This window comes from Streptosporangium sp. G11 (assembly GCF_051192615.1).
Taxonomy (GTDB): domain Bacteria; phylum Actinomycetota; class Actinomycetes; order Streptosporangiales; family Streptosporangiaceae; genus Streptosporangium.
Map to the genome: position 1 here is coordinate 1 of NZ_JBPJUQ010000114.1, position 17126 is coordinate 17126.

Here is a 17126-nt window from a genome sequence, read left to right on the forward strand (position 1 = left end):
CCGCCGCCTCGGCGGAGGTGGCCGTGCCGCCCATGACGGCCCCGGCCGCGAGCAGCGCGGTGGCCGCGGCCGACGTCAGAACCCTGTTCCGTGACAAGCCCTTACCAAGTCCCACGAATGATCATCCTCCCGTTGAGCCATCCCGTTGGCCGCCGCCCGTTCGCGCCGGCGGTTCCAGGTTCGGACGGTTCTCGGAGGATGTATAGACACCGTTATCGCCCGTACGGTCATCGCCTCCCCGAGTCGGTGTGAGGCCTGGGAAAGGACCTTCGAGACCTCGGGAAACACCGCCCTCGCGCCCGCTGTCCAGGTGGGGACGCAAGGCGGAGTCGGATGAAAGATTCACCCGAAACCGCGCCCGTGCTGCCCGATCGTGTTTCCCGCCGGACCGGCGAAAACACCGGTCCGCGGCGGCGAGAGGCGGAGCGGCCCTTCGAGTTCGGGCGAGCAGGGCGGGCGGTGTCTCAGTCGCCCTGGGGGCCGGCGGGCGGTTCGTCGATCGGGAAGAGGATCGGGCTGAGCAGGTATTGCGTGCGGTCCGGCGTGGGGGGTTCGCCAGCCGGGGCGCGATCGCGTGACGCATTTGGCTGATCATGTCCAGGAGCTCGTCTTGGCTGAGCCAGACGGCGTGCTGGCGGTAGCCGACGAGGTCCGCCTCCGGCTCGGCCGGCCCCGCACCCGGCCCGGCGCGGTGGCCGCGGACAAGGCCTACCCCTCCCGCGCCAACCGCCTCTACCTGCGTCGGCGCGGTATCCGAGCGGTCATTCCGGAGAAGAAGGACCAGGCGGCCAACCGCAAGAAGCGCGGCTCACGCGGAGGCCGCCCCATCCGCCACGATGTGGCGCTGTACAAGGAACGCGATACCGCCGAGCGCTGCATCAACCGGATGAAGGAGTGGCGGGGGCTGGCCTTGCGCTTCGATAAGACGCCGGAAAGCTACATCGCCGGGCTCTACATACGGGGCGCCATCCTATGGATCCGAAGCCTTGACCCCGCCTAAAGATCCGAACTCAGAACAGGCCCTAACCTAGCCGCGTATCCGGGGCGGCACGGTGAGCGATCCTGTATGTCACAGAGGGGTCGTCTCAGATGAGCCCGGCTCGTCTTTAGGCGACCTTGACGGAGTGCGGGCCGACGCTGATCGTCACCTCGACGTGTCCGCCCAGCGCGGCCGCGTAGGCCCGGAGAGTTTCCAGCTCCATGGCATCGGGGTCACCATTTTCGATCTGGGAGACCCGCGACTGGGAGATACCGAGCGCGGCGGCGACCTCGGCTTGGGTTTTGCCCAGTGACTTACGCAGCTCTTTCAGGTGATAGCCCGCCACGTATGCATCCAGTTCGGCTTCGGCGGCAGCCTGACGCTCGGGGTCGGCCAGCTCGGGATGGAGCCGGTGGGCCTCAGCCTTGACCTCCTGCCAGCGGCGCGCAGGGCTCATCGCCTGTCCTCCTTGGTCTTCTCGGCCTTCTTCTCCGCGCGGTACTCCATGTAGCGAGACTTGGCCAGCGGGATCGCTTCGTCATACCAGCGCGACCACTTGCCTGCCTTGTCTCCGGCTACGAGAAAGACCGCTTCTCTGTCGGGGTCGAAGATGAAGATGATTCTAATCTCTGATCGTCCTCGCGAGCCTGGACGGAGCTCCTTGAGGTTGTTCAGGTCGTCGTCCTCCAACGTGTCCACTAAGGGGCGACCGAGGGTGGGGCCGACCTCAGCGAGCCGGTCGATCGCCTTCTCGACGAGGATTGCCGAGTCTGGATCACTCTCACAGAGTTTCAGGAACCAGGACTCTACGTGGTCCAGTAGGACGATCTCCCAGGTCATCTTTAGAATATAACTTCTGACTCATATCCGGGCCGGAGATTCGGCCAGATTGAAGAGACTCGTTCGACAAGGCAGGCAGATCCCCCTTGCGCCAGGGGTGCGGAGACAAATCGCCGAGGACGCACCTGCGCTGCTACATACAGGACGACGGGCTGCTCGACCGGTTTGGCTACCACGCCTCCGAGTTGTGACGCAACGGGCGGGACGTGTGGGCGGGGGAGCCGCAGACGCCTGCGGAGAGCACGAGTTCTGGGTGACTAATTGGGTGACAACGACCACGGACGGGGCTGGACAACGGTGGACGGTCGTGGACCGTACACCCAGGTCAGGTCGGTATCGATCCTGGTCGCGCCCCCGCTCGGATCGCCTTACAAGCGAGATGTCACTGGTTTGAACCCAGTAGTGCCCACCAGCCAAAACGCCCTGTCTCCGATCATGGAAACGGAGCTTGGGTGACTGAGAACCTCTGCCCCATATGGCCCGGATGGCGTGCGGCTTCGAGGAGGCGCACCGGCGCAACTCCGTGCGTGCCTACCGCAGGCACGGCGGCTTCTGGGTGGCGCTCGGCGCGACCGCGGGGTCTTCGGGCTGCTCGCCTGGGCGGTCGCCCAGGCGAGGCGGCCCGTCGGCACCTCGCGACGTCGTCGAGCCCTGATCGGGGAGGTCACGCATCGTCCGGCAGCGGTTCGCCGGTCTCCAGCAGCGACTTCAGGCTCGCCACCACGTGCGGCCAGCCGTAGCTGACCATCTCGGCCAGGCTCGATCCGGGCTCGAAGCCGTCGTGCACGACGGTGAGTTTCACGACCTGCGCGTTCTCCTCAATCGTGAAGGTGACCTTCGAGCGGGCCTCGCCGGACAGCCGGGCGAGCAGCTCCTCGTCCCAGCCGAAGCGCTTGGCGAGCTCCGGGGTGATGGCGTGCCAGGTGTAGGAGAGCCGACTGTAGGGGTCGGCCTCCAACACGACCTGCTCCGGGTCGCTGATCAGCACGCCGTGGTTGTCCCAGGTCATCGGCGAGCCGACGGACCAGTCCGTAGTGAACTCCGTGGCCCAGTAGCGGCGGGTGAAGGCGGGCTCGGTCAGCGCCTGCCAGAGCTTCTGCGGGGTGGTGCGGATGTAGGTGGTGTAGACGAAGGTCGGCGCGTCCATCGGGGTTTCCTCCAGGGCGAGTTTCAGGTCCGCCAGGGCTTGAACCCTGGCCTGGTCGTAGCGGCTGATCCACCGGTGGGCGATCTCGTGCACGGGCGCGGCGTTGAGGTAGTGCAGCTTCTCCCGGCCCCGCCGCACGGTGGCGACGAGCCCGGCCTCCTCCAACACCGCGAGGTGCTTGCTGACGGACTGCCTGGCCATGTCGAGCCCGGCGCACAGCTCGCGCAGCGTCTGCCCGTTGCGGGCGTTGAGCGAGTCGAGCAGCGCGCGTCGGCTCGGATCGGCCAGTGCCTTGAACACCTCGTCCATGCCCGCCCTCGTACCCAGGTTGCCGTCTGTCGATATGCAGCCTTTCGGCTGCCTTTAATTTAGGCAGCCGGATGGCTGCCTGTCAAGGCGCGCGGCTACAACGGGCGAATGCGGGAGCTGATCACCCTTGGCACGGTCTCGCAGGTGCCGACGCGCACAGTGCACACCCGACGGCCGGTCATGGAACCTCGGTCGATACGGGTTCGCCCCGACTTCGTTCACGGGCGTTCCGCGCGCTTCACCCGGTATCTCTTCGAACAGCGATCGTCCCCCTCACGTGTAGAAGCAACCGACGCACACGCCCCCACGTGTGGCCGTCACCTCGTTCAGGTGGCTGCCCTCGGGCCGGCCGTTGACGACCACGTAGCGCGGCTGATCGAGGCCCCTCAGGTCGGGCTCATACGACACACGCTTAACAAGCTCCAACAAAGGGACCGTAGAAAAAACCGCTCTGTCTCAGATTCGGTGGTGACCGAGTGTGGTCACGGGTGATGAGGAGGCGCTGGAGACGAATCAGCAGGCCGGAAGGGTGTCGTGGCGCGGTCCGGCGAGCATGGGTACGGGCGACCGTGCGGTCCCACAGGTGTCTGGTGAGGAAACCGCCCGGCTCCGCGAGGTCGGCTTGACGCGCACGTTCCGTTACCACCGAAAGAGAGCCGGAGCCGAAAACCGTACAGTCCCCGGTGGAGGTGCCGCCTCAGGCCGGGGGAGCGGTATGACGGAGGGGAGATGGGGAGCTCTACACCGGACGCTGGTAACGGATCTGGGCGGGGTTCGCGGCAGGGATAGAGGACACCGCCAGGCGGAGAAGAAAACGGCGGAGACGACGAGGGGGCGGGGCCGAAAGGCGCGGGCAGCAGAAGGGCGCGCTCGCCCCAGTCGATTCCCGGCCGCAATGCTGCGAACCGGGCCGGAAACCGAGTTCTCTCTGCTCAGAGCAGATCTGCCCCAGGCGGATCGCGTCGACTCCGATCCGGATCGCCCCACATGATGGACGCATGGGCGAAGAATCGAAACTTCCACTGTTCAACGCGCGAGTAAGACGTGAGCTTTACGAGCGGCGTGTCCTCATTCTCGACGGCCCCCTCGATGACGACAATGGGACGTTGCTCGCCACGCAATTGATAGCACTCGCCACGCAGGATGCATCGACCGATATCGCGTTGTGGATTCACTCCCCGGGCGGCTCGGTTCCTTCGATGCTTGCGATCCGTGACATCATTCGACTCATTCCCTGCGACGTATCGACCCTCGTGCTGGGCATCGCCTACAGCGCCGGGCAATTCTTGCTGTCATCGGGCACCCGAGGGAAGCGCCGCGCCCTGCCGCACGCACGTGTCCTGATGCACCAGGGCTCGGCCGGAATCGGCGGCACCGCGGTCGACATCGAACTGCAGGCCGGCGACCTTCGGCATACTCGCGACACGGTGCTCGGTCTTATCGCCGAGGACACGGGTCAGCCCGTAGAGCGCATATTCGAGGATTCTCTGCATGATCGCTGGTACACGGCGCAAGAGGCGCTGGACTACGGCTTCATAGACGCAATCGTCCAGAGCTTCGACGAAATCGCGCCAAACAATCGACCACGGCCCGGATTCGGCGTCACCGAAGGAGTCGGCCAGTGACCACGTACACGATCCCTAACGTCATCGCCCGGAATTCTCGTGGCGAGCGGATCATGGATGTCTACTCGCACCTGCTCACCGAGCGAATCGTCTATCTGGGAACCGCAATTGACGCGGGCGTCGCGAACGCGCTCGTCGCACAGCTTATTTTTCTGGAGTCGGACAATCCTGATGCCGACATACAGTTCTATATCAACTGTGAAGGCGGGGACCCGAGTGCAATGCTCGCGATATACGACACCATGCGCTATATCCGCCCGCGGGTTGAGACAACCTGCGTTGGACAGGCCATCGCGGTGGGTGCCGTCCTTCTCGCCGCAGGCGCCGAAGGAAAACGTGCCGCTCTCCCGCACGCACGAATAATCCTGCACCAACCGGCTGCTCAGGGGCGCGGAACGATCCCCGACCTCATCTTGCAAGCCGATGAGGTCGTACGTGTCCGAGCAGACATCGAGCGCATACTGTCACGGCACACGGGCCAGACCATCGAGACCCTACGCGCCGACACCGATCACGATCGCGTGTTCACCGCGACCGCGGCCTTGGAGTACGGGCTCCTCGATCAGATCATCGAGGAGCATTCATAGGCTCGTGGATGATCCCGGCAGGCCACGCTACGCGGCCAGAGCGTACGCCGCCGAGCAGGTAGCGCCTCTCGACGTGCTGCTCTGAGCAGACCGCAAGCTCTCGGCAACGGCAAGGGTCAGATCGACCAGGGTGACATCCAGCGCGCCGGCGACCGCAGCGATCATTTCGCTCGATGGCTCTTTGACGCCTCGTTCCATCTCGGAGAGATACTGCGGCGAGACGCCGGCGCGACGCGCCGTCTCGCTCAACTTCTCGCCCCGCTCGTGACGAAGGCTTCTGAGACGCTCACCGAGCGCGTGCCGCCACAGCGGCTCGCGAGCTGGAGACGGCTTAGGGGCGGTCCGATCGATCGCTGGACGTAGCGGCGGGACAGAGGAGGCCATGCCTCACCATAAGTAGACGGCGCGTTCGAGTTCTGCTGGCTTCGCGCAGAGCGGAACCGTCCCTCGCCTCCTCCGTCCCGGCCCTCGGGGCCGGTGAGAATCGCGACTCGAACTCTGATGTGCGAGCCGAACTGACATCACATCGGCGCGTCCGTCCGCAGGTCACCGAGGCCGGTTGCCCTTCTTCTTACGGCCGGCCAGCACGGCCCGGCGACCGGAGCCATTCTGATTCTGTACGGGTTTTTTTGCTTGCCGCTGTGCCGGTTTCTCCACGGGGGCGGCGGGGGTACGGCCCCGCGAGCTGTTCACCGTCCGGCCGCGGACGATGCCGATGAAATCTTCCACCAGGTCGGTGGTCGCGTCCGTGGGCCAGGTCAGCGCAACCTGAGACTGCGGCGCGTCCGACACCGGCCGGTAGGTGAGATCCCTGCGGTGGTGGAGGCGTGCCAGCGACAGCGGAACCAGGAGAATCCCGGTGCCGGCCGCTACCAGCTCGACCGCGTCCGCCGTTGTGGCCGGGCGGGTGAACGCGGGCAGCCCAGGCCGGACCGTCCACTCGATGGTGTCGTCCAGGGGATGGAACACCTCGTCGTCGACAAGGTCGGCGACGGTCACCTCGTCGGCGGCGGCCACCGCGTGGTCCTTGGGCACCATGACCACCATGGTCTCCACGTAGAGGGGAATCACGCTGAGCCCGTCCCGGTCGACCGGCAGCCTGAGGAATCCGGCGTCGGCGCCGCCATTCCGCAGGAGTCCCGCCGCCTCGGCGGCGGGAACCGCGACCAGGGTAACCGGCACGTCGGCCATTCTCTCGGTCCAGACGTTGACCCATTTCGCGGGTGTCACCCCGGGCACGTAAGCCAGTCGAAACAGCCTGCCGGTCTCTCCATCAGTCACTTCCTCAGGATACCGATGTCAAGAGAACCTGTTCCGGCTGACTACTCTTGACACCATGACCTCGCCCAAACCAAAGACCATCCAGACGATGAAGCCCGCGACCGCGGCCAAGAAGCTGGGTGTCCCCCTCTCGGCCACTCCCGCCGAGTTCCAGGCGAGTGTCGTCTCCAGGGACGAGCTGAACGAGTTGCAGTCGACGCCCCCCGCCTGGCTCGCTGACCTGCGCCGCAACGGCCCGCACACCAAGCAGGTCATCGCCGCGAAGCTCAAGGTCTCCATTGCCGGCCTGCTCAGAGGTGGGATCACCGGACCGCTCACCACCGCTGAGATCGACGCGCTGAAAGCGGAGAACCCGGCGTGGCTGGAGCGCGAGCAGTCCAACCAGGTCGAGGCCCGCAAAGAAGCACTCCGCCTCAAGCAGCGCTAGACAGCTGAGATCCCGCACGTCTCCGACCCCGGACGCGTCTTCAGGCTGCCGCCACCGCCTCGCCGAGTGACCATCCGAGTAGAAAACCCCGCCGAGGCATCGGGATCGTTGACAAGGCCGGATCAGCGATCGAACCATGCCACGGCAACAGGGCGGGAAAGCTGGAACACGACGACGCCGGCCAGGACCAGATTAAGCAGGCTGCCGAGGCTGGCGCCGGACACGAAGCCATATCCTCCGTCGAGGATCATGAAACCCTCGACCACGAGAGCGGCGATTCGCACCCATCTCTTGCGTGAGGAGTAGCTGGCCGCCAGCACGCCGGTCAACACCGTGGTCGCGATGCCGAGAATGAAGAGGATGAAAAGGAAGGGCGACAGCCCTATATTGCCGATGACGTCGTCGACGCTGATCGTGCCGTTGAGGTTGAGGAAGAGGGAGAGAACCAGGAACCCGAGCAGCGGTAGCGCCACCTGGATCCACATGATCCACCGAGCCCTTTTCACTGCCTGTGGCATCAGCTCGGTCTTGTGTGACTCTGACACGGGGAGCCTCTTAGGGGGTAGAAAGATCAATGCTGGCCCAGCGTAGGCGATCATTCGCCCGTACGCCCTTGCGGCTGAGTGACCAGCTGAGTGACAACCCCCCGGACGCTGACGATCCCAGCAGGAAGGGCGTGGTCTCGAACCAGGTGAGGCCGGTACCGCGATTGCTTCGCGTCGAAGGGGCCAAGGGCTTGAATCCCCTCGCCTCCACAGGATCGAAAGGCTTGGACCCGGATCATGGAGCCAGGCCTTCTCGCTGTTCGGGAGCTATGCGGTTGGTCGGTCCTCCGAGGGATGTATAGCCTCCCCGGGTGACCAGAACTGCAGTTTGAACAGGGCGAAGCCGATGATGTCCGCCGTGAAATTCTCATGGTCGAGAAGCTTGCGGTGGACCCTGAATCGCCATTCATGGTCTCGACGGCCGAGATCGAACTCCTCGTGGTAATCGAAATCTCCGGAGTAGCACCTGATCGCACATATTTTCCCGGAAGTCAGGTAGATGCTTCCGGGCTGACTTTCATCCCAGTCGAGGCGGGCGGCTCGCCGTCCCAGAGCTCGTATTCGACGAGAACGTGATCGCAGTAGGTGGCGCTTAGCGAGATGCCGTTGGGGCCGCCGGCGATCCAGGCTTCCCCATAGGCGTCTCCGACGGCGCTCCATGGCGCTTCAACGTCTGCGACCCCCTGCAGGTGCCACGCTATCTTGCGCGAGTCGAGAAGTGTCTTGATGATCTCTGCCATGGCGCTCCTTGAGGGAGGGGCTGGACACATGCGTGCTGATCATGGCGTACAGGGCTGACAATTCGGGCCGGCTCCGAGAGACGCGCCGCAAGCAGGACGCCTCCTGCGGTCGTGGGGGAGGGCTGTGCCCGACTCCGGGCCCTGCGGCCGACGAAAGCCGTAAGGGCACGCGGGGCCGGCAAGGTGAGTGGAGCAACGCCCAGAACCTGTGGAACCGAAAGAGCCCCGCTTCCGGTCATGGAAACGGGGCTTCGTGCCATTGGCCCACCCCGGCGAGCACTCCCGAAGATCTGTCGCCATCCCTCGGACGAACTCCGGAGAGCCTGCTGTTCATCGCGTCGGTGAGCTTCTCGCACGCCTTCTCCGGTTCTTCCCGGAACGCCCGTGGCACTTCGACACACCGGTGAGGAAGCTTGAGAAGCGATGGAATTTGACGGTTTTGGCGGCTCTCTTCTGCCGCGCGGACCGCCACCGTGGATCGAGAACCGCTCCCAGCCCGCATCGACCACGGGTGACTCCCCGTCGAATATGAGCACGTGGGACCCCGGGAGCGTGGAGTCGGGTCAGAGAGCGGCGAGTACCGTGAACGGGTCGGCGGCGCCGCCGTTGTGGACCGCCGCGATCCTACGGCGCAGGGTGAACGCGGCTCCGGGTTCGATCGTCACCTGGCGCTGGCTCATCACCCAGATCCCGCAGGCGTAGGCGGTGAAGCCGGCCTCGTCGTAGAGCAACCCGTACGTCTGCCCGTCCGATCCGGTCATGCCGATCCACGGCGCGGTGGGTGTGAAGTCGGCCGGGGCCGAGGCGGTCACGGTGCCGTGACCGGCGACGCCGCTGCGCTGGCCGGCGCCGTCGTGGTCCACGACGTCGCCCAGCCAGAAGGTGCGCGGCACGGTACCGCGGTTGGTGAAGACGCTCTCCGCGGTGACCCAGGGCTCTCTCGCGCGGACGGTGTACGTGGTCACCACCTCGATGCCCGGCACCGCTGTGCTCGTCCCGGTGGCGCGGACGCCGGCCTCGGGGCCCCCGGCGGAAAGGATCTCCACCGATGTGGACCGTACGGTCAGCTGCTGCCAGGCATTGGAACCGCGCGGCTGCACGGCTGACGCGTAGGGCAGATTCAGCCAGTCGAGCTGGTCCAGGTGGCCGACGGCCGCCAGGTCCAGAGGCTTGCCGACGGTCACATTGGGCAGTTGCGAGTCCTGCGAGATCGCCGAGACCGCCAGCGCGAGCATGTCGTTGGAGAGCACGATGTCGGAAGCCGTCGCCTGGGACTGCGGGCCGGGCACCGGACGGCCGGTGCCGGCGCGCACCGCCGCGCGCTCCAGCTTCACGTCGACCTGGGTCTGGACGCCCTTCCGGACGGTCGCCGCGACGGTGACCGGCTCGTAGCCGACGCCGTTGGTGGCGACCGTGCAGTCGCCGGGGGGTGCGAAGGCGAGGAACTCGCCGGTGGTGTCGGTGGTGCCGGTCGAGATCCGCCGACCGTCCGTTCCGGTGACCGTCACCTGGACGTTGGCGAGCGGGGCGCCGGTGGCCCGGTCGACGATGTGGCCGACCAGTCCGTCGCCGACGTCGATCCGCCGCGCCCCGGGCGTCCCGTCCTTCACCTCGAAGGCGGCGATGGTGAACGCCGGGGAGGCGGCGTCCGCCGCGTTCAGGACGATCCGCAGGTCACTGCGCCATCGCTGCGGGGTGACGTCGCAGATCACGTAGCCGCGGTAGGTGCCGTTGTAGAACTTCACGTGCGGGTTCGCGACCAGGCCGGCCCGCACGTCCGCGTCCCAGCCGGCGCCGGAGGATATCGAGGTGCCGGCGAACTCGGTGGCGACGACCTCGGAACCGGGGTCGTCGAAGTCGAGCTTGAGGTCGTTGACCCAGTGGGTGTGCCAGTCACCGCCGAGCACCACGGGGTTGGAGGGCCGGTTCTCGGCGATGAAGCCGAGGATGCGGGATCGGGCGGCGGGGTAGCCGTCCCACTGGTCCAGGTTGACGACCTTTCCAGGACCGAGGTCGTAGTCGAAGGCGGCCATGATGGTCTGCTGGGCGATGACGTTCCAGCGGGCCTTCGAACGGCTCAGACCGTCCAGCAGCCACTGCTCCTGCTCGGGCCCGGTCATCGTACGAGCCGGATCCTCGGCCTCCGCGCACGGGGCTTTGCGGCCGTCGCCGCATGGCTGGTCGCTTCGGTACTGGCGGGTGTCGAGCACGCTGAACTCGGCCAGTTTGCCGTACTGGACCCGCCGGTACATCAGGGCGTCCGGGCCGTCGGGCCGCTGCTCGGGACGCATCGGCAGGTGCTCGTAGTACGCCTGGTAGGCGTTGGCGCGGCGTTCGAGGAAGGGACGACCGTCACCGGCGCCGCCCGCGATGTCGCCCGCGTAGTTGTTCTGGACCTCGTGGTCGTCCCAGGTCAGGAAGAAGGGGAAACGGGCGTGGGCGGCGCGCAGATCCGGGGAGGTCTTGTACTGGGCGTGGAGCCGGCGGAACTCGGTCAGGCTGCCGCCTGACGTCTCGTAGATGTAGTCGCCGAGGTGCAGCACGAAGTCGAGGTCCTGCTCGGCCAGGTCCCGGTAGGCGGGGTACGGACCGCCGGCCCACGACTGGCAGGAGACGAACGCGAACCGCATCCGGTCGGCTTTCGCTCCAGGCGGCGGCATCGTACGGGTCCGGCCGACACGGCTGTAGGTCCCGCCGGACAGGAATCGGTACCAGTACCACCGGTCGGGCGACAGGTCCTCGGCGAGTACGTGCACGGTGTGCGCGGACTCGGGCAGGGCGGTCACCGAACCCCTCTGGACCACGTTGCGGAACGACTCGTCGCGCGCCACCTCCCACTGCACATCGACAGGCTGCGCGGGCATGCCGCCGGTCTCGGCGTTCAATGGGTCCAGGACGAGGCGGGTCCACAAAACGACGCTGTGATGGTTGGGATCACCGGAGGCCACGCCGAGGGTGAAGGGGGCTCCGTCAAGTTCCGCGGCGTGGGCGACGGGCGCCGGCGCGAGTTGCCCGGCCGCGAGGACGCCGACGGTACCGCCCGCGAGGGCGAGAAATCCGCGGCGGTCAAGGGTTTTCAGAGAAGTCACGGCGAAGAGCTTGTAGGAGGCCAACGCCGCCTCAGTATCGTCGTCATGAACGATTCGGATATGAGATCCGTCGGTAAACCGACGACATATCGGACATGGAGCGGCGCTGGAACACACGCACCGAGTCGTTGTGATAGATGGGGCGCCGATCGGAAATCGCCGTCGAGCGGCTGAAGGTCCGCCACTTACGGTTCCCGGCGAGGCGCGAGGTCGGCTGTCTCCCTGACGCGCGGGTCCGTCAATCCGAGGTGCGCATGGAGGTGCGCCGGGCGGATCCAGGGCCCGTTTCAAAAGCAGGGCCTGTTTCAAAAGCAAGGTCGGACAGGTGCTCGCCCCCTCCGGGACAGGCCGTGAGGGCGCCGTCCCGGAGGGGGTTTCGGTCAGAGCCTCCGGTAGTAGACGGTGACCGGGAGCGGGGTGCACCCGAGCTTCTCGTAGAGGGCTCTGGCGGGCGCGTGGAAGGGGTCGCCCCCGGTACCGATCTCGACCACCTCGGCTCCGAGGGAGCGCATCTCACGGAAGGCGTGCTCGCACAGCGCGGTGCCCGCGTGGTGCCTGCGGTGCTCGGCCGAGATGGCGAGGTGCGTGACGGTTCCGTTCCTGCGAGCCGGGTCGAGGAACCAGGCCACGTAGCCGACGACGGCATCCTCGGTCTCGGCGACCGCGACGTGCCTGTGCCGGTCCGGGGCGTGGAGATCGGTGACCTGCTCGCGATAGTCGTCGCGCCAGTCGCCGTGCTGGTTGGCGAAGACGACCTCACCCACCAGGGGGCGGAAGTAGTCCTCGTAGAACGGCCGGAACGTCTCGATGGTCAACTCGGTGAGCCGCGCCAGGTCATGCTGAACAAACGGGCGGATGAGCATGGAAGTGCGCCTTTCGGGCTGAGGGCTTGATACCTAAACGAAAAAGGGCATCAGTTAGCCCGCTCACGGCCTGGTGTCAGCGGTGAGCCGGGCCCTCAGTTACGAGTACGCCAAGCGGCGAAGCACTCCATGGCACACCACGATAGTGTCCCGCCGGACAACGGCGTCGACCGGATCGTCTCGGCGCCGTCCGGTCCCGGGTGCCTCGACGGGGACCACCCGGGCGACATGCCTGAGGTCCATTACAGAATTCGGCCGAGGGGCGGCTGCGGCGAGTGGTCAGGTGCGGGCGTGCGCGTCGAGGATGTGCGCGACGGCCTCGGTCACCTGCTCCGCGAACGCGATGTTCAACCATTCGTCGGGCACGTGCATGTTCGAGTCCGCCCCCAGCGCGCCGGTGACGACGAACTGCGCGTTCAGATAGCGCCGGCCGAGCATCACCATGAACGGGATCCCGCCGCCGATGCCGAAACCGCGGCACGGCTCGTCGAACACCTGATCGCCGATCTCCTCCAGCGCCGCGGCCAGCCAGGGAGCGGTCTCCGGGGCCCGCCAGCCGTTCACCAGAAGGAAGTCGCCTACCTCGACCTGTGCGCCGTACGGCACGTCGGTCGTCAGGATCTTCACCAGCGCGGCTCGCGCGACCTCGGCGTCGACCGTCGGGGGAGTCCGGAAGCTCAGCCGCAGGGACGTCGAGGCACGCAGCACGGCTCCCGCCACCGCGGGGTCCGGGAGCCCGGCCGCGCCGATCACCGACAGCGTGGGCCGCCAGGTGTTGTTGAGGATGAGTTCGACGTCGTCGTCCGAGACCGCCCGCATCCCGTCGACGAGCGGATACCGGCGCGCGGCGGCTCCCGGCTCCATCGCGGCCAGCGCCTCGGCCTCGGCTCGCCGATCCGCAGGGATCGGCACGTTCATCTCGGGGACGGTGACCTCGCCGGTCACCGAGTCTTCCACCCGGTCGAGCAACCGGCGCATGACGCGGAAGGAACTCGGCACGATACCGCTGGCGACCCCGGAGTGCACGGACGTCTCCAGGACCCGCACCGTGACGGTCGCCTGCACCACGCCACGCAGGCTCTCGGTCAGCCACATCCGCTCGTAGTCGCCACCGCCACCGTCCAGGCAGATCACCAGGGACACCTCACCGAGGCGGTCGGACAGATGCTCCAGGTACGCGGGCAGATCCGGGCTGCCGGACTCCTCGCCGGTCTCCAGCAGCAGGATCGTCCGGGCGTGTTCGCCGCCCGCCGCCTGGATCGCGGTCAACGCGGTCGTCGCCGCGTAGCCCGAGTAGCCGTCGTCGACCGCGCCACGACCGTAGAGCCGGCCGTCACGTACCACCGCCTGCCACGGACCCAGCCCCTCGGACCAGTCGCCGAGCGGGGGCTGCTTGTCGAGGTGACCGTAGAGCAGCACGGTGCCGCGCGCCACGGCGTTGGCGGTCGCGGGCACGTCCACGAGAAGAAGCGGGGCACGGCCGTCGAACTGGACGATTTCACACTGGGCACCCGGCAGGCCGCGCGACGCGATCCAGTCCCGCACGTGGTCGGCGGCGCTTCGCAGATGGCCGGTCCGCTCCCAGGCGGCGTCGTAGGCGGCCGACAACGCGGGTATCTCCACCAGGCCGGAAAGGCTGGGCAGCACGTCTTCGTTCCAGCTCTTGGCGACCGCTTCGTGAACTCTTCCATAATCCATAGCCGGATTATGGTACCCGGGATCGACGAGGACTCCGCCGGAGGCAGGGGGCTGAGAAGCCCTCCCACGACGATCAATGGGCTCGGCGAATACACGAGAGATCATTTCGCGAGGACCTTTCGCACACGAGATGCCACCGGCTCGAACCCGGTAATACCCACCATCGAAAACGCCCCGTATCCAATCCTTGGAACGGGGTGAATCGGCGATCACTGCGGTACGGCGGTGAACAACTCGTAGCTGTGCCCGTTGGGGTCGCGTACGTACACGCCGCGGCCGCCGCCGAGGTGGTTGATGTCGCGGTCCCAGCCGTTCATGGGACCGGAGCCGTAGTCGATCGCCGGATTCCGTCTGAGCCGCTCCATGACCGCGTCGAAGGTGTCGTCGTCGATCAGGAACGCGTAGTGGCCGGGCTGGGGCCGGTGGCGGTCGTCGAAGTCGAGGGTGAGGTCGTCGTTGACGCTGACCGGCGCGAACGGTCCGGCGGGCGGGCCGGCCCGCAGACCCAGCAGGTCGGCGAAGAACGTGGCCGCCACGTTCCGGTCGGCGGCCGGGACGATCAGATGGTTCATGACGATGGCCATGGGGGCTCCTCCTTCGATGAAGTTGTATGCGATTCGCACACAACCATATGTGCGTATCGCATGCAAATTGCCGTAGGGTGAGAGCATGGAAGAGGGGAGCGACGGAGGGCCCACGCTGTTCCGCCTGGTGCGCTTCTGGTCACGCAGGTGGGCCGGACGGGCGTCGGAGGAGCTGACCGGCGAGTCGCGTCACGTGCAGCACATCCTGGTCGTCGAGGCCGTGGCCGCGAACGCGTACCTGGCCGGTGCGGCGCCCGTCGCCGGGGCGCACGAGGCGGTCACCGTGGGCACTGTGGCGCACCAGCTCGGGCTTGATCATTCGGGCGCCAGCCGCATGGTGAGGGACGCGGTCGAAGCGGGCTACCTCGCCCGCGCCACCTCTGAACACGACCGGCGTCGCGCCTCCCTGCGGCTCACGGAGAGCGGGCAGGAGTTGCTGGCGGGGGCCAGGCAGTGGCAACGCCAGGCATTCGAGGAGCTGACCGCCTCCTGGGCCGAGCACGACCGGCGGCGGTTCGCGGGCTATCTCCAGCGCCTGGCCGACGACGTCGGCGCATAGGTGTCGCGACCTGGAAACAGCTCACTGTGTCGCGACGCGCCCTGAAGTCCTGGAATGTGCCCACGGGGCTGCCGTGTCGCGCGGAAGCCGCAGGGGCTGAGCGTGTGGCGGGTCGCGCGGAAAGCCGCCAGGGGCTGAGCGTGTGGGAGGTCGCGCGGAAGGCCGCCAGGGTTTGGGCGTGTGGCGTGTCGCGCACCGGTGGCCGAGGCGCGCCCGGCGGGGTGACCCGTCACCTGGGACCCCTCCTGGCCGGCGGCCGGGCGAACGGCGAGGTTGTCCGGAGATCCGCGCCGCTCGTCCGGGACTCGCGGGTGGTCTACCCGGGCACCTGGAGGGCCCAGACGCTGCCCGACTGGAAGCAGGTGTACCAGGGCCACGTGCCGTTGGTCACACCCTGCCCGCCGGCGTGGTGGCAGCTGGCGGCGTTGGGGTAGTAGCCGACGATGACGGCGTACGCGGATGAGGCCGCGGTGGCGGGTGCGGCGGTGGACAGGACGCCGGTGCCCAGCGCCACCGCGAGTGCGAGTGCGACGGATGGTCGGCGGATCTTCACGGGTGACTCCTCGCGGTCGGGAAGGAGGGCCACCTCAAGAGCACCATCGGGTGTCGGGCGTGGGGAGATATCGTTTCTCCATATTTCGGCCGGATGGTTCGCCTTCCGAGGCTGTTTCGCCTGGCCTGAACAGCAGGGCGTCCCGCACGGTTTTGTAGGTGAGGAGTGACCGCGCTCCCGTGGCCGGGCCGCTTCGGCTCGTACACGGTGAGCATGACGTGGCGGTGCGAGGCGCAGATCTTGGTCTGCCGGGCGGCGGCCAGGGCCTTCTCGAACTCGGGCCGGACGACCGGACCTCGAGGCGGGTGGAGATCTTCCCGCTGAAGATCTTGTCGATCGAGCCAACGGGGTGGCGCGGCGGTCAGAGCCGTCGAGCCGTATTTAATCTCACATGATACCGTATCGAATGAGAAGACATCGGGTAATATGACCTTATGACCGCCGATGTTCCCCACGAAACCGCCGCCTCGCGTGCGACCGACCGCCCCGGGGATGCCTCGCCTTTCGCTCTCGGCTTGCTGCTGCGCCAGGCGCACTGGCGCGCGGCCACGGTGATGACGGAGGCGCTTCGGCCGCTCGGCATTGAGCTGCGGCATTTCTCCGTGCTGATCGTGCTGGCCGACCGTGGGGCCACGGTGCAGCGGGACCTGGCGACGGCGACGGGGTCGGACAAGGCGGGAATCATGCGGGTCGTGGACGATCTGGAGCGTATGGGGCTGGCCGTACGCAAGACCGTTCCGGGGGACCGGCGAGTGCGGGCAGTGGAGATCACGCCTCGGGGCGTCGAGCTTTTCGACGCGGCCCATGTGGCGGCGGAGCCGCTGGCCGGGCGTCTGGTCGCCGAACTGGGGCCCGGCGAGGCCGAGCAACTGAAAGATCTGTTGACCCGGTTCGCCTATCCCGCAGGCGGTGAGGCGTAAGCCCGGCAGCACGCCGGTTACCCGCCGCGTGGGCGGGCTTCGTCTCATATGGCTTTCGCGGCGGACCCGGCGTTGAGGGCCGCGGCCATCGCCGACGGGGGTCCGGCCGTCCTCGCCGGTGAGATGGCCGGTGCGGTGCGGTTTGCCGGGTCCGTCGAACCCGTGCCCTGTGGTCAAGATGGCGCGTCCGCTCACAGCGGGTCCTCATGCGTCACCGCGGGAATGTGCCCGGCGGCCGAGGCCGCTCTCCCCGGGCGTTGTTACGGGTGACCGCTTGTACGGGCGCGGTCTCCTGGACGCGCCGCGGGTGGACCTCGGCCCGGCCCCGGCGCGTACCTCGTCGGCTGGCGTGAGGGTTGTTCCCGCGACGGGGCGGCAGA

At 67.2% G+C, this 17126-nt stretch carries 18 protein-coding genes and 1 pseudogene; 6 read left to right on the plus strand and 13 right to left on the minus strand.

The genetic code is table 11. The features are described 5' to 3' along the window. Positions 1–631 precede the first annotated feature (631 nt). Positions 632–1000, plus strand: a pseudogene (locus ACSDR0_RS45330) (transposase); the annotation flags it as partial. A gap of 106 nt (positions 1001–1106) precedes the next feature. Here the strand turns inward: ACSDR0_RS45330 and ACSDR0_RS45335 are convergent. The 4 genes from ACSDR0_RS45335 to ACSDR0_RS45350 form a co-directional block, all read right to left on the minus strand. Further along, positions 1107–1436, minus strand: coding sequence for a helix-turn-helix domain-containing protein (locus tag ACSDR0_RS45335; protein ID WP_435295171.1), 330 nt, complete (start codon positions 1434–1436; stop codon positions 1107–1109). Further along, positions 1433–1819, minus strand: a complete 387-nt coding sequence (locus ACSDR0_RS45340) for a type II toxin-antitoxin system RelE/ParE family toxin (RefSeq protein ID WP_435295172.1) — start codon at positions 1817–1819, stop codon at positions 1433–1435. The genes ACSDR0_RS45335 and ACSDR0_RS45340 overlap by 4 nt, the downstream gene beginning before the upstream one ends. 664 nt (positions 1820–2483) lie before the next feature. Beyond that, entirely contained in the window at positions 2484–3275 is a 792-nt protein-coding gene (locus tag ACSDR0_RS45345; protein WP_435295173.1) for an ArsR/SmtB family transcription factor, read from the minus strand. A gap of 273 nt (positions 3276–3548) precedes the next feature. After that, on the minus strand, positions 3549–3683 hold the full coding sequence (locus ACSDR0_RS45350) for a hypothetical protein (RefSeq protein WP_435295174.1): 135 nt from the start codon (positions 3681–3683) through the stop codon (positions 3549–3551). Between the two features lie 590 nt (positions 3684–4273). Here ACSDR0_RS45350 and ACSDR0_RS45355 point away from each other — a divergent pair. Beyond that, on the plus strand, positions 4274–4900 hold the full coding sequence (locus ACSDR0_RS45355; RefSeq protein WP_435295175.1) for a ClpP family protease: 627 nt from the start codon (positions 4274–4276) through the stop codon (positions 4898–4900). Beyond that, positions 4897–5487: a ClpP family protease gene (locus tag ACSDR0_RS45360; protein WP_435295176.1), complete on the plus strand. Its 591-nt coding sequence runs from the start codon at positions 4897–4899 to the stop codon at positions 5485–5487. Before ACSDR0_RS45355 ends, ACSDR0_RS45360 begins: the two co-directional genes overlap by 4 nt. Positions 5488–5514: 27 nt before the next feature. Here the strand turns inward: ACSDR0_RS45360 and ACSDR0_RS45365 are convergent, their stop codons facing one another. Beyond that, positions 5515–5871, minus strand: a complete 357-nt coding sequence (locus tag ACSDR0_RS45365; RefSeq protein ID WP_435295177.1) for a helix-turn-helix domain-containing protein — start codon at positions 5869–5871, stop codon at positions 5515–5517. A 162-nt stretch (positions 5872–6033) separates the two neighbouring features. Then, complete coding sequence (locus ACSDR0_RS45370; RefSeq protein ID WP_435295178.1) at positions 6034–6768, minus strand: LysR family substrate-binding domain-containing protein; 735 nt, start codon at positions 6766–6768, stop codon at positions 6034–6036. Positions 6769–6823: 55 nt separating this feature from the next. On the opposite strand from ACSDR0_RS45370, the gene ACSDR0_RS45375 reads away from it, so the two are divergent. Further along, positions 6824–7195: a DUF5997 family protein gene (locus ACSDR0_RS45375; RefSeq protein ID WP_435295179.1), complete on the plus strand. Its 372-nt coding sequence runs from the start codon at positions 6824–6826 to the stop codon at positions 7193–7195. Between the two features lie 122 nt (positions 7196–7317). On the opposite strand, the gene ACSDR0_RS45380 is transcribed toward ACSDR0_RS45375, so the two are convergent. The 6 genes from ACSDR0_RS45380 to ACSDR0_RS45405 form a co-directional block, all read right to left on the minus strand. After that, a complete protein-coding gene (locus ACSDR0_RS45380; protein WP_435295180.1) occupies positions 7318–7680 on the minus strand; it encodes a hypothetical protein in 363 nt (120 codons plus the stop codon). Between the two features lie 551 nt (positions 7681–8231). Then, positions 8232–8480 (minus strand): hypothetical protein, encoded by a 249-nt coding sequence (locus ACSDR0_RS45385; RefSeq protein WP_435295181.1) that lies wholly within the window; start codon positions 8478–8480, stop codon positions 8232–8234. 563 nt (positions 8481–9043) lie between these two features. After that, a complete protein-coding gene (locus ACSDR0_RS45390; RefSeq protein WP_435295182.1) occupies positions 9044–11569 on the minus strand; it encodes an alkaline phosphatase D family protein in 2526 nt (841 codons plus the stop codon). Between the two features lie 380 nt (positions 11570–11949). Continuing rightward, positions 11950–12432, minus strand: a complete 483-nt coding sequence (locus ACSDR0_RS45395) for a GNAT family N-acetyltransferase (RefSeq protein WP_435295183.1) — start codon at positions 12430–12432, stop codon at positions 11950–11952. A gap of 279 nt (positions 12433–12711) precedes the next feature. Next, the gene (locus ACSDR0_RS45400) at positions 12712–14130 is read right to left on the minus strand and encodes a M20/M25/M40 family metallo-hydrolase (protein WP_435295184.1); all 1419 of its coding nucleotides are present in this window, start codon (positions 14128–14130) and stop codon (positions 12712–12714) included. A gap of 209 nt (positions 14131–14339) precedes the next feature. After that, positions 14340–14714: a VOC family protein gene (locus ACSDR0_RS45405; RefSeq protein WP_435295185.1), complete on the minus strand. Its 375-nt coding sequence runs from the start codon at positions 14712–14714 to the stop codon at positions 14340–14342. Between the two features lie 85 nt (positions 14715–14799). Between ACSDR0_RS45405 and ACSDR0_RS45410 the strand changes: the two genes are divergently transcribed. After that, entirely contained in the window at positions 14800–15273 is a 474-nt protein-coding gene (locus ACSDR0_RS45410; RefSeq protein WP_435295186.1) for a MarR family winged helix-turn-helix transcriptional regulator, read from the plus strand. A 316-nt stretch (positions 15274–15589) separates the two neighbouring features. Here the strand turns inward: ACSDR0_RS45410 and ACSDR0_RS45415 are convergent, their stop codons facing one another. Further along, complete coding sequence (locus ACSDR0_RS45415) at positions 15590–15826, minus strand: hypothetical protein (RefSeq protein ID WP_435295187.1); 237 nt, start codon at positions 15824–15826, stop codon at positions 15590–15592. A gap of 434 nt (positions 15827–16260) precedes the next feature. On the opposite strand from ACSDR0_RS45415, the gene ACSDR0_RS45420 reads away from it, so the two are divergent. Further along, a complete protein-coding gene (locus tag ACSDR0_RS45420; RefSeq protein ID WP_435295188.1) occupies positions 16261–16746 on the plus strand; it encodes a MarR family winged helix-turn-helix transcriptional regulator in 486 nt (161 codons plus the stop codon). Positions 16747–17126 lie beyond the last annotated feature (380 nt).

What these genes read in the sequence shown, in the direction of transcription:
- ACSDR0_RS45335 (WP_435295171.1), bottom strand. Translation starts at nt 1,436, where the DNA reads ATGAGCCCTGCGCGCCGCTGGCAGGAGGTCAAGGCTGAGGCCCACCGG.
- ACSDR0_RS45340 (WP_435295172.1), bottom strand. Translation starts at nt 1,819, where the DNA reads ATGACCTGGGAGATCGTCCTACTGGACCACGTAGAGTCCTGGTTCCTG.
- ACSDR0_RS45345 (WP_435295173.1), bottom strand. Translation starts at nt 3,275, where the DNA reads ATGGACGAGGTGTTCAAGGCACTGGCCGATCCGAGCCGACGCGCGCTG.
- ACSDR0_RS45355 (WP_435295175.1), top strand. Translation starts at nt 4,274, where the DNA reads ATGGGCGAAGAATCGAAACTTCCACTGTTCAACGCGCGAGTAAGACGT.
- ACSDR0_RS45365 (WP_435295177.1), bottom strand. Translation starts at nt 5,871, where the DNA reads ATGGCCTCCTCTGTCCCGCCGCTACGTCCAGCGATCGATCGGACCGCC.
- ACSDR0_RS45375 (WP_435295179.1), top strand. Translation starts at nt 6,824, where the DNA reads ATGACCTCGCCCAAACCAAAGACCATCCAGACGATGAAGCCCGCGACC.
- ACSDR0_RS45380 (WP_435295180.1), bottom strand. Translation starts at nt 7,680, where the DNA reads ATGTGGATCCAGGTGGCGCTACCGCTGCTCGGGTTCCTGGTTCTCTCC.
- ACSDR0_RS45385 (WP_435295181.1), bottom strand. Translation starts at nt 8,480, where the DNA reads ATGGCAGAGATCATCAAGACACTTCTCGACTCGCGCAAGATAGCGTGG.
- ACSDR0_RS45395 (WP_435295183.1), bottom strand. Translation starts at nt 12,432, where the DNA reads ATGCTCATCCGCCCGTTTGTTCAGCATGACCTGGCGCGGCTCACCGAG.
- ACSDR0_RS45400 (WP_435295184.1), bottom strand. Translation starts at nt 14,130, where the DNA reads ATGGATTATGGAAGAGTTCACGAAGCGGTCGCCAAGAGCTGGAACGAA.
- ACSDR0_RS45405 (WP_435295185.1), bottom strand. Translation starts at nt 14,714, where the DNA reads ATGGCCATCGTCATGAACCATCTGATCGTCCCGGCCGCCGACCGGAAC.
- ACSDR0_RS45410 (WP_435295186.1), top strand. Translation starts at nt 14,800, where the DNA reads ATGGAAGAGGGGAGCGACGGAGGGCCCACGCTGTTCCGCCTGGTGCGC.
- ACSDR0_RS45420 (WP_435295188.1), top strand. Translation starts at nt 16,261, where the DNA reads ATGACCGCCGATGTTCCCCACGAAACCGCCGCCTCGCGTGCGACCGAC.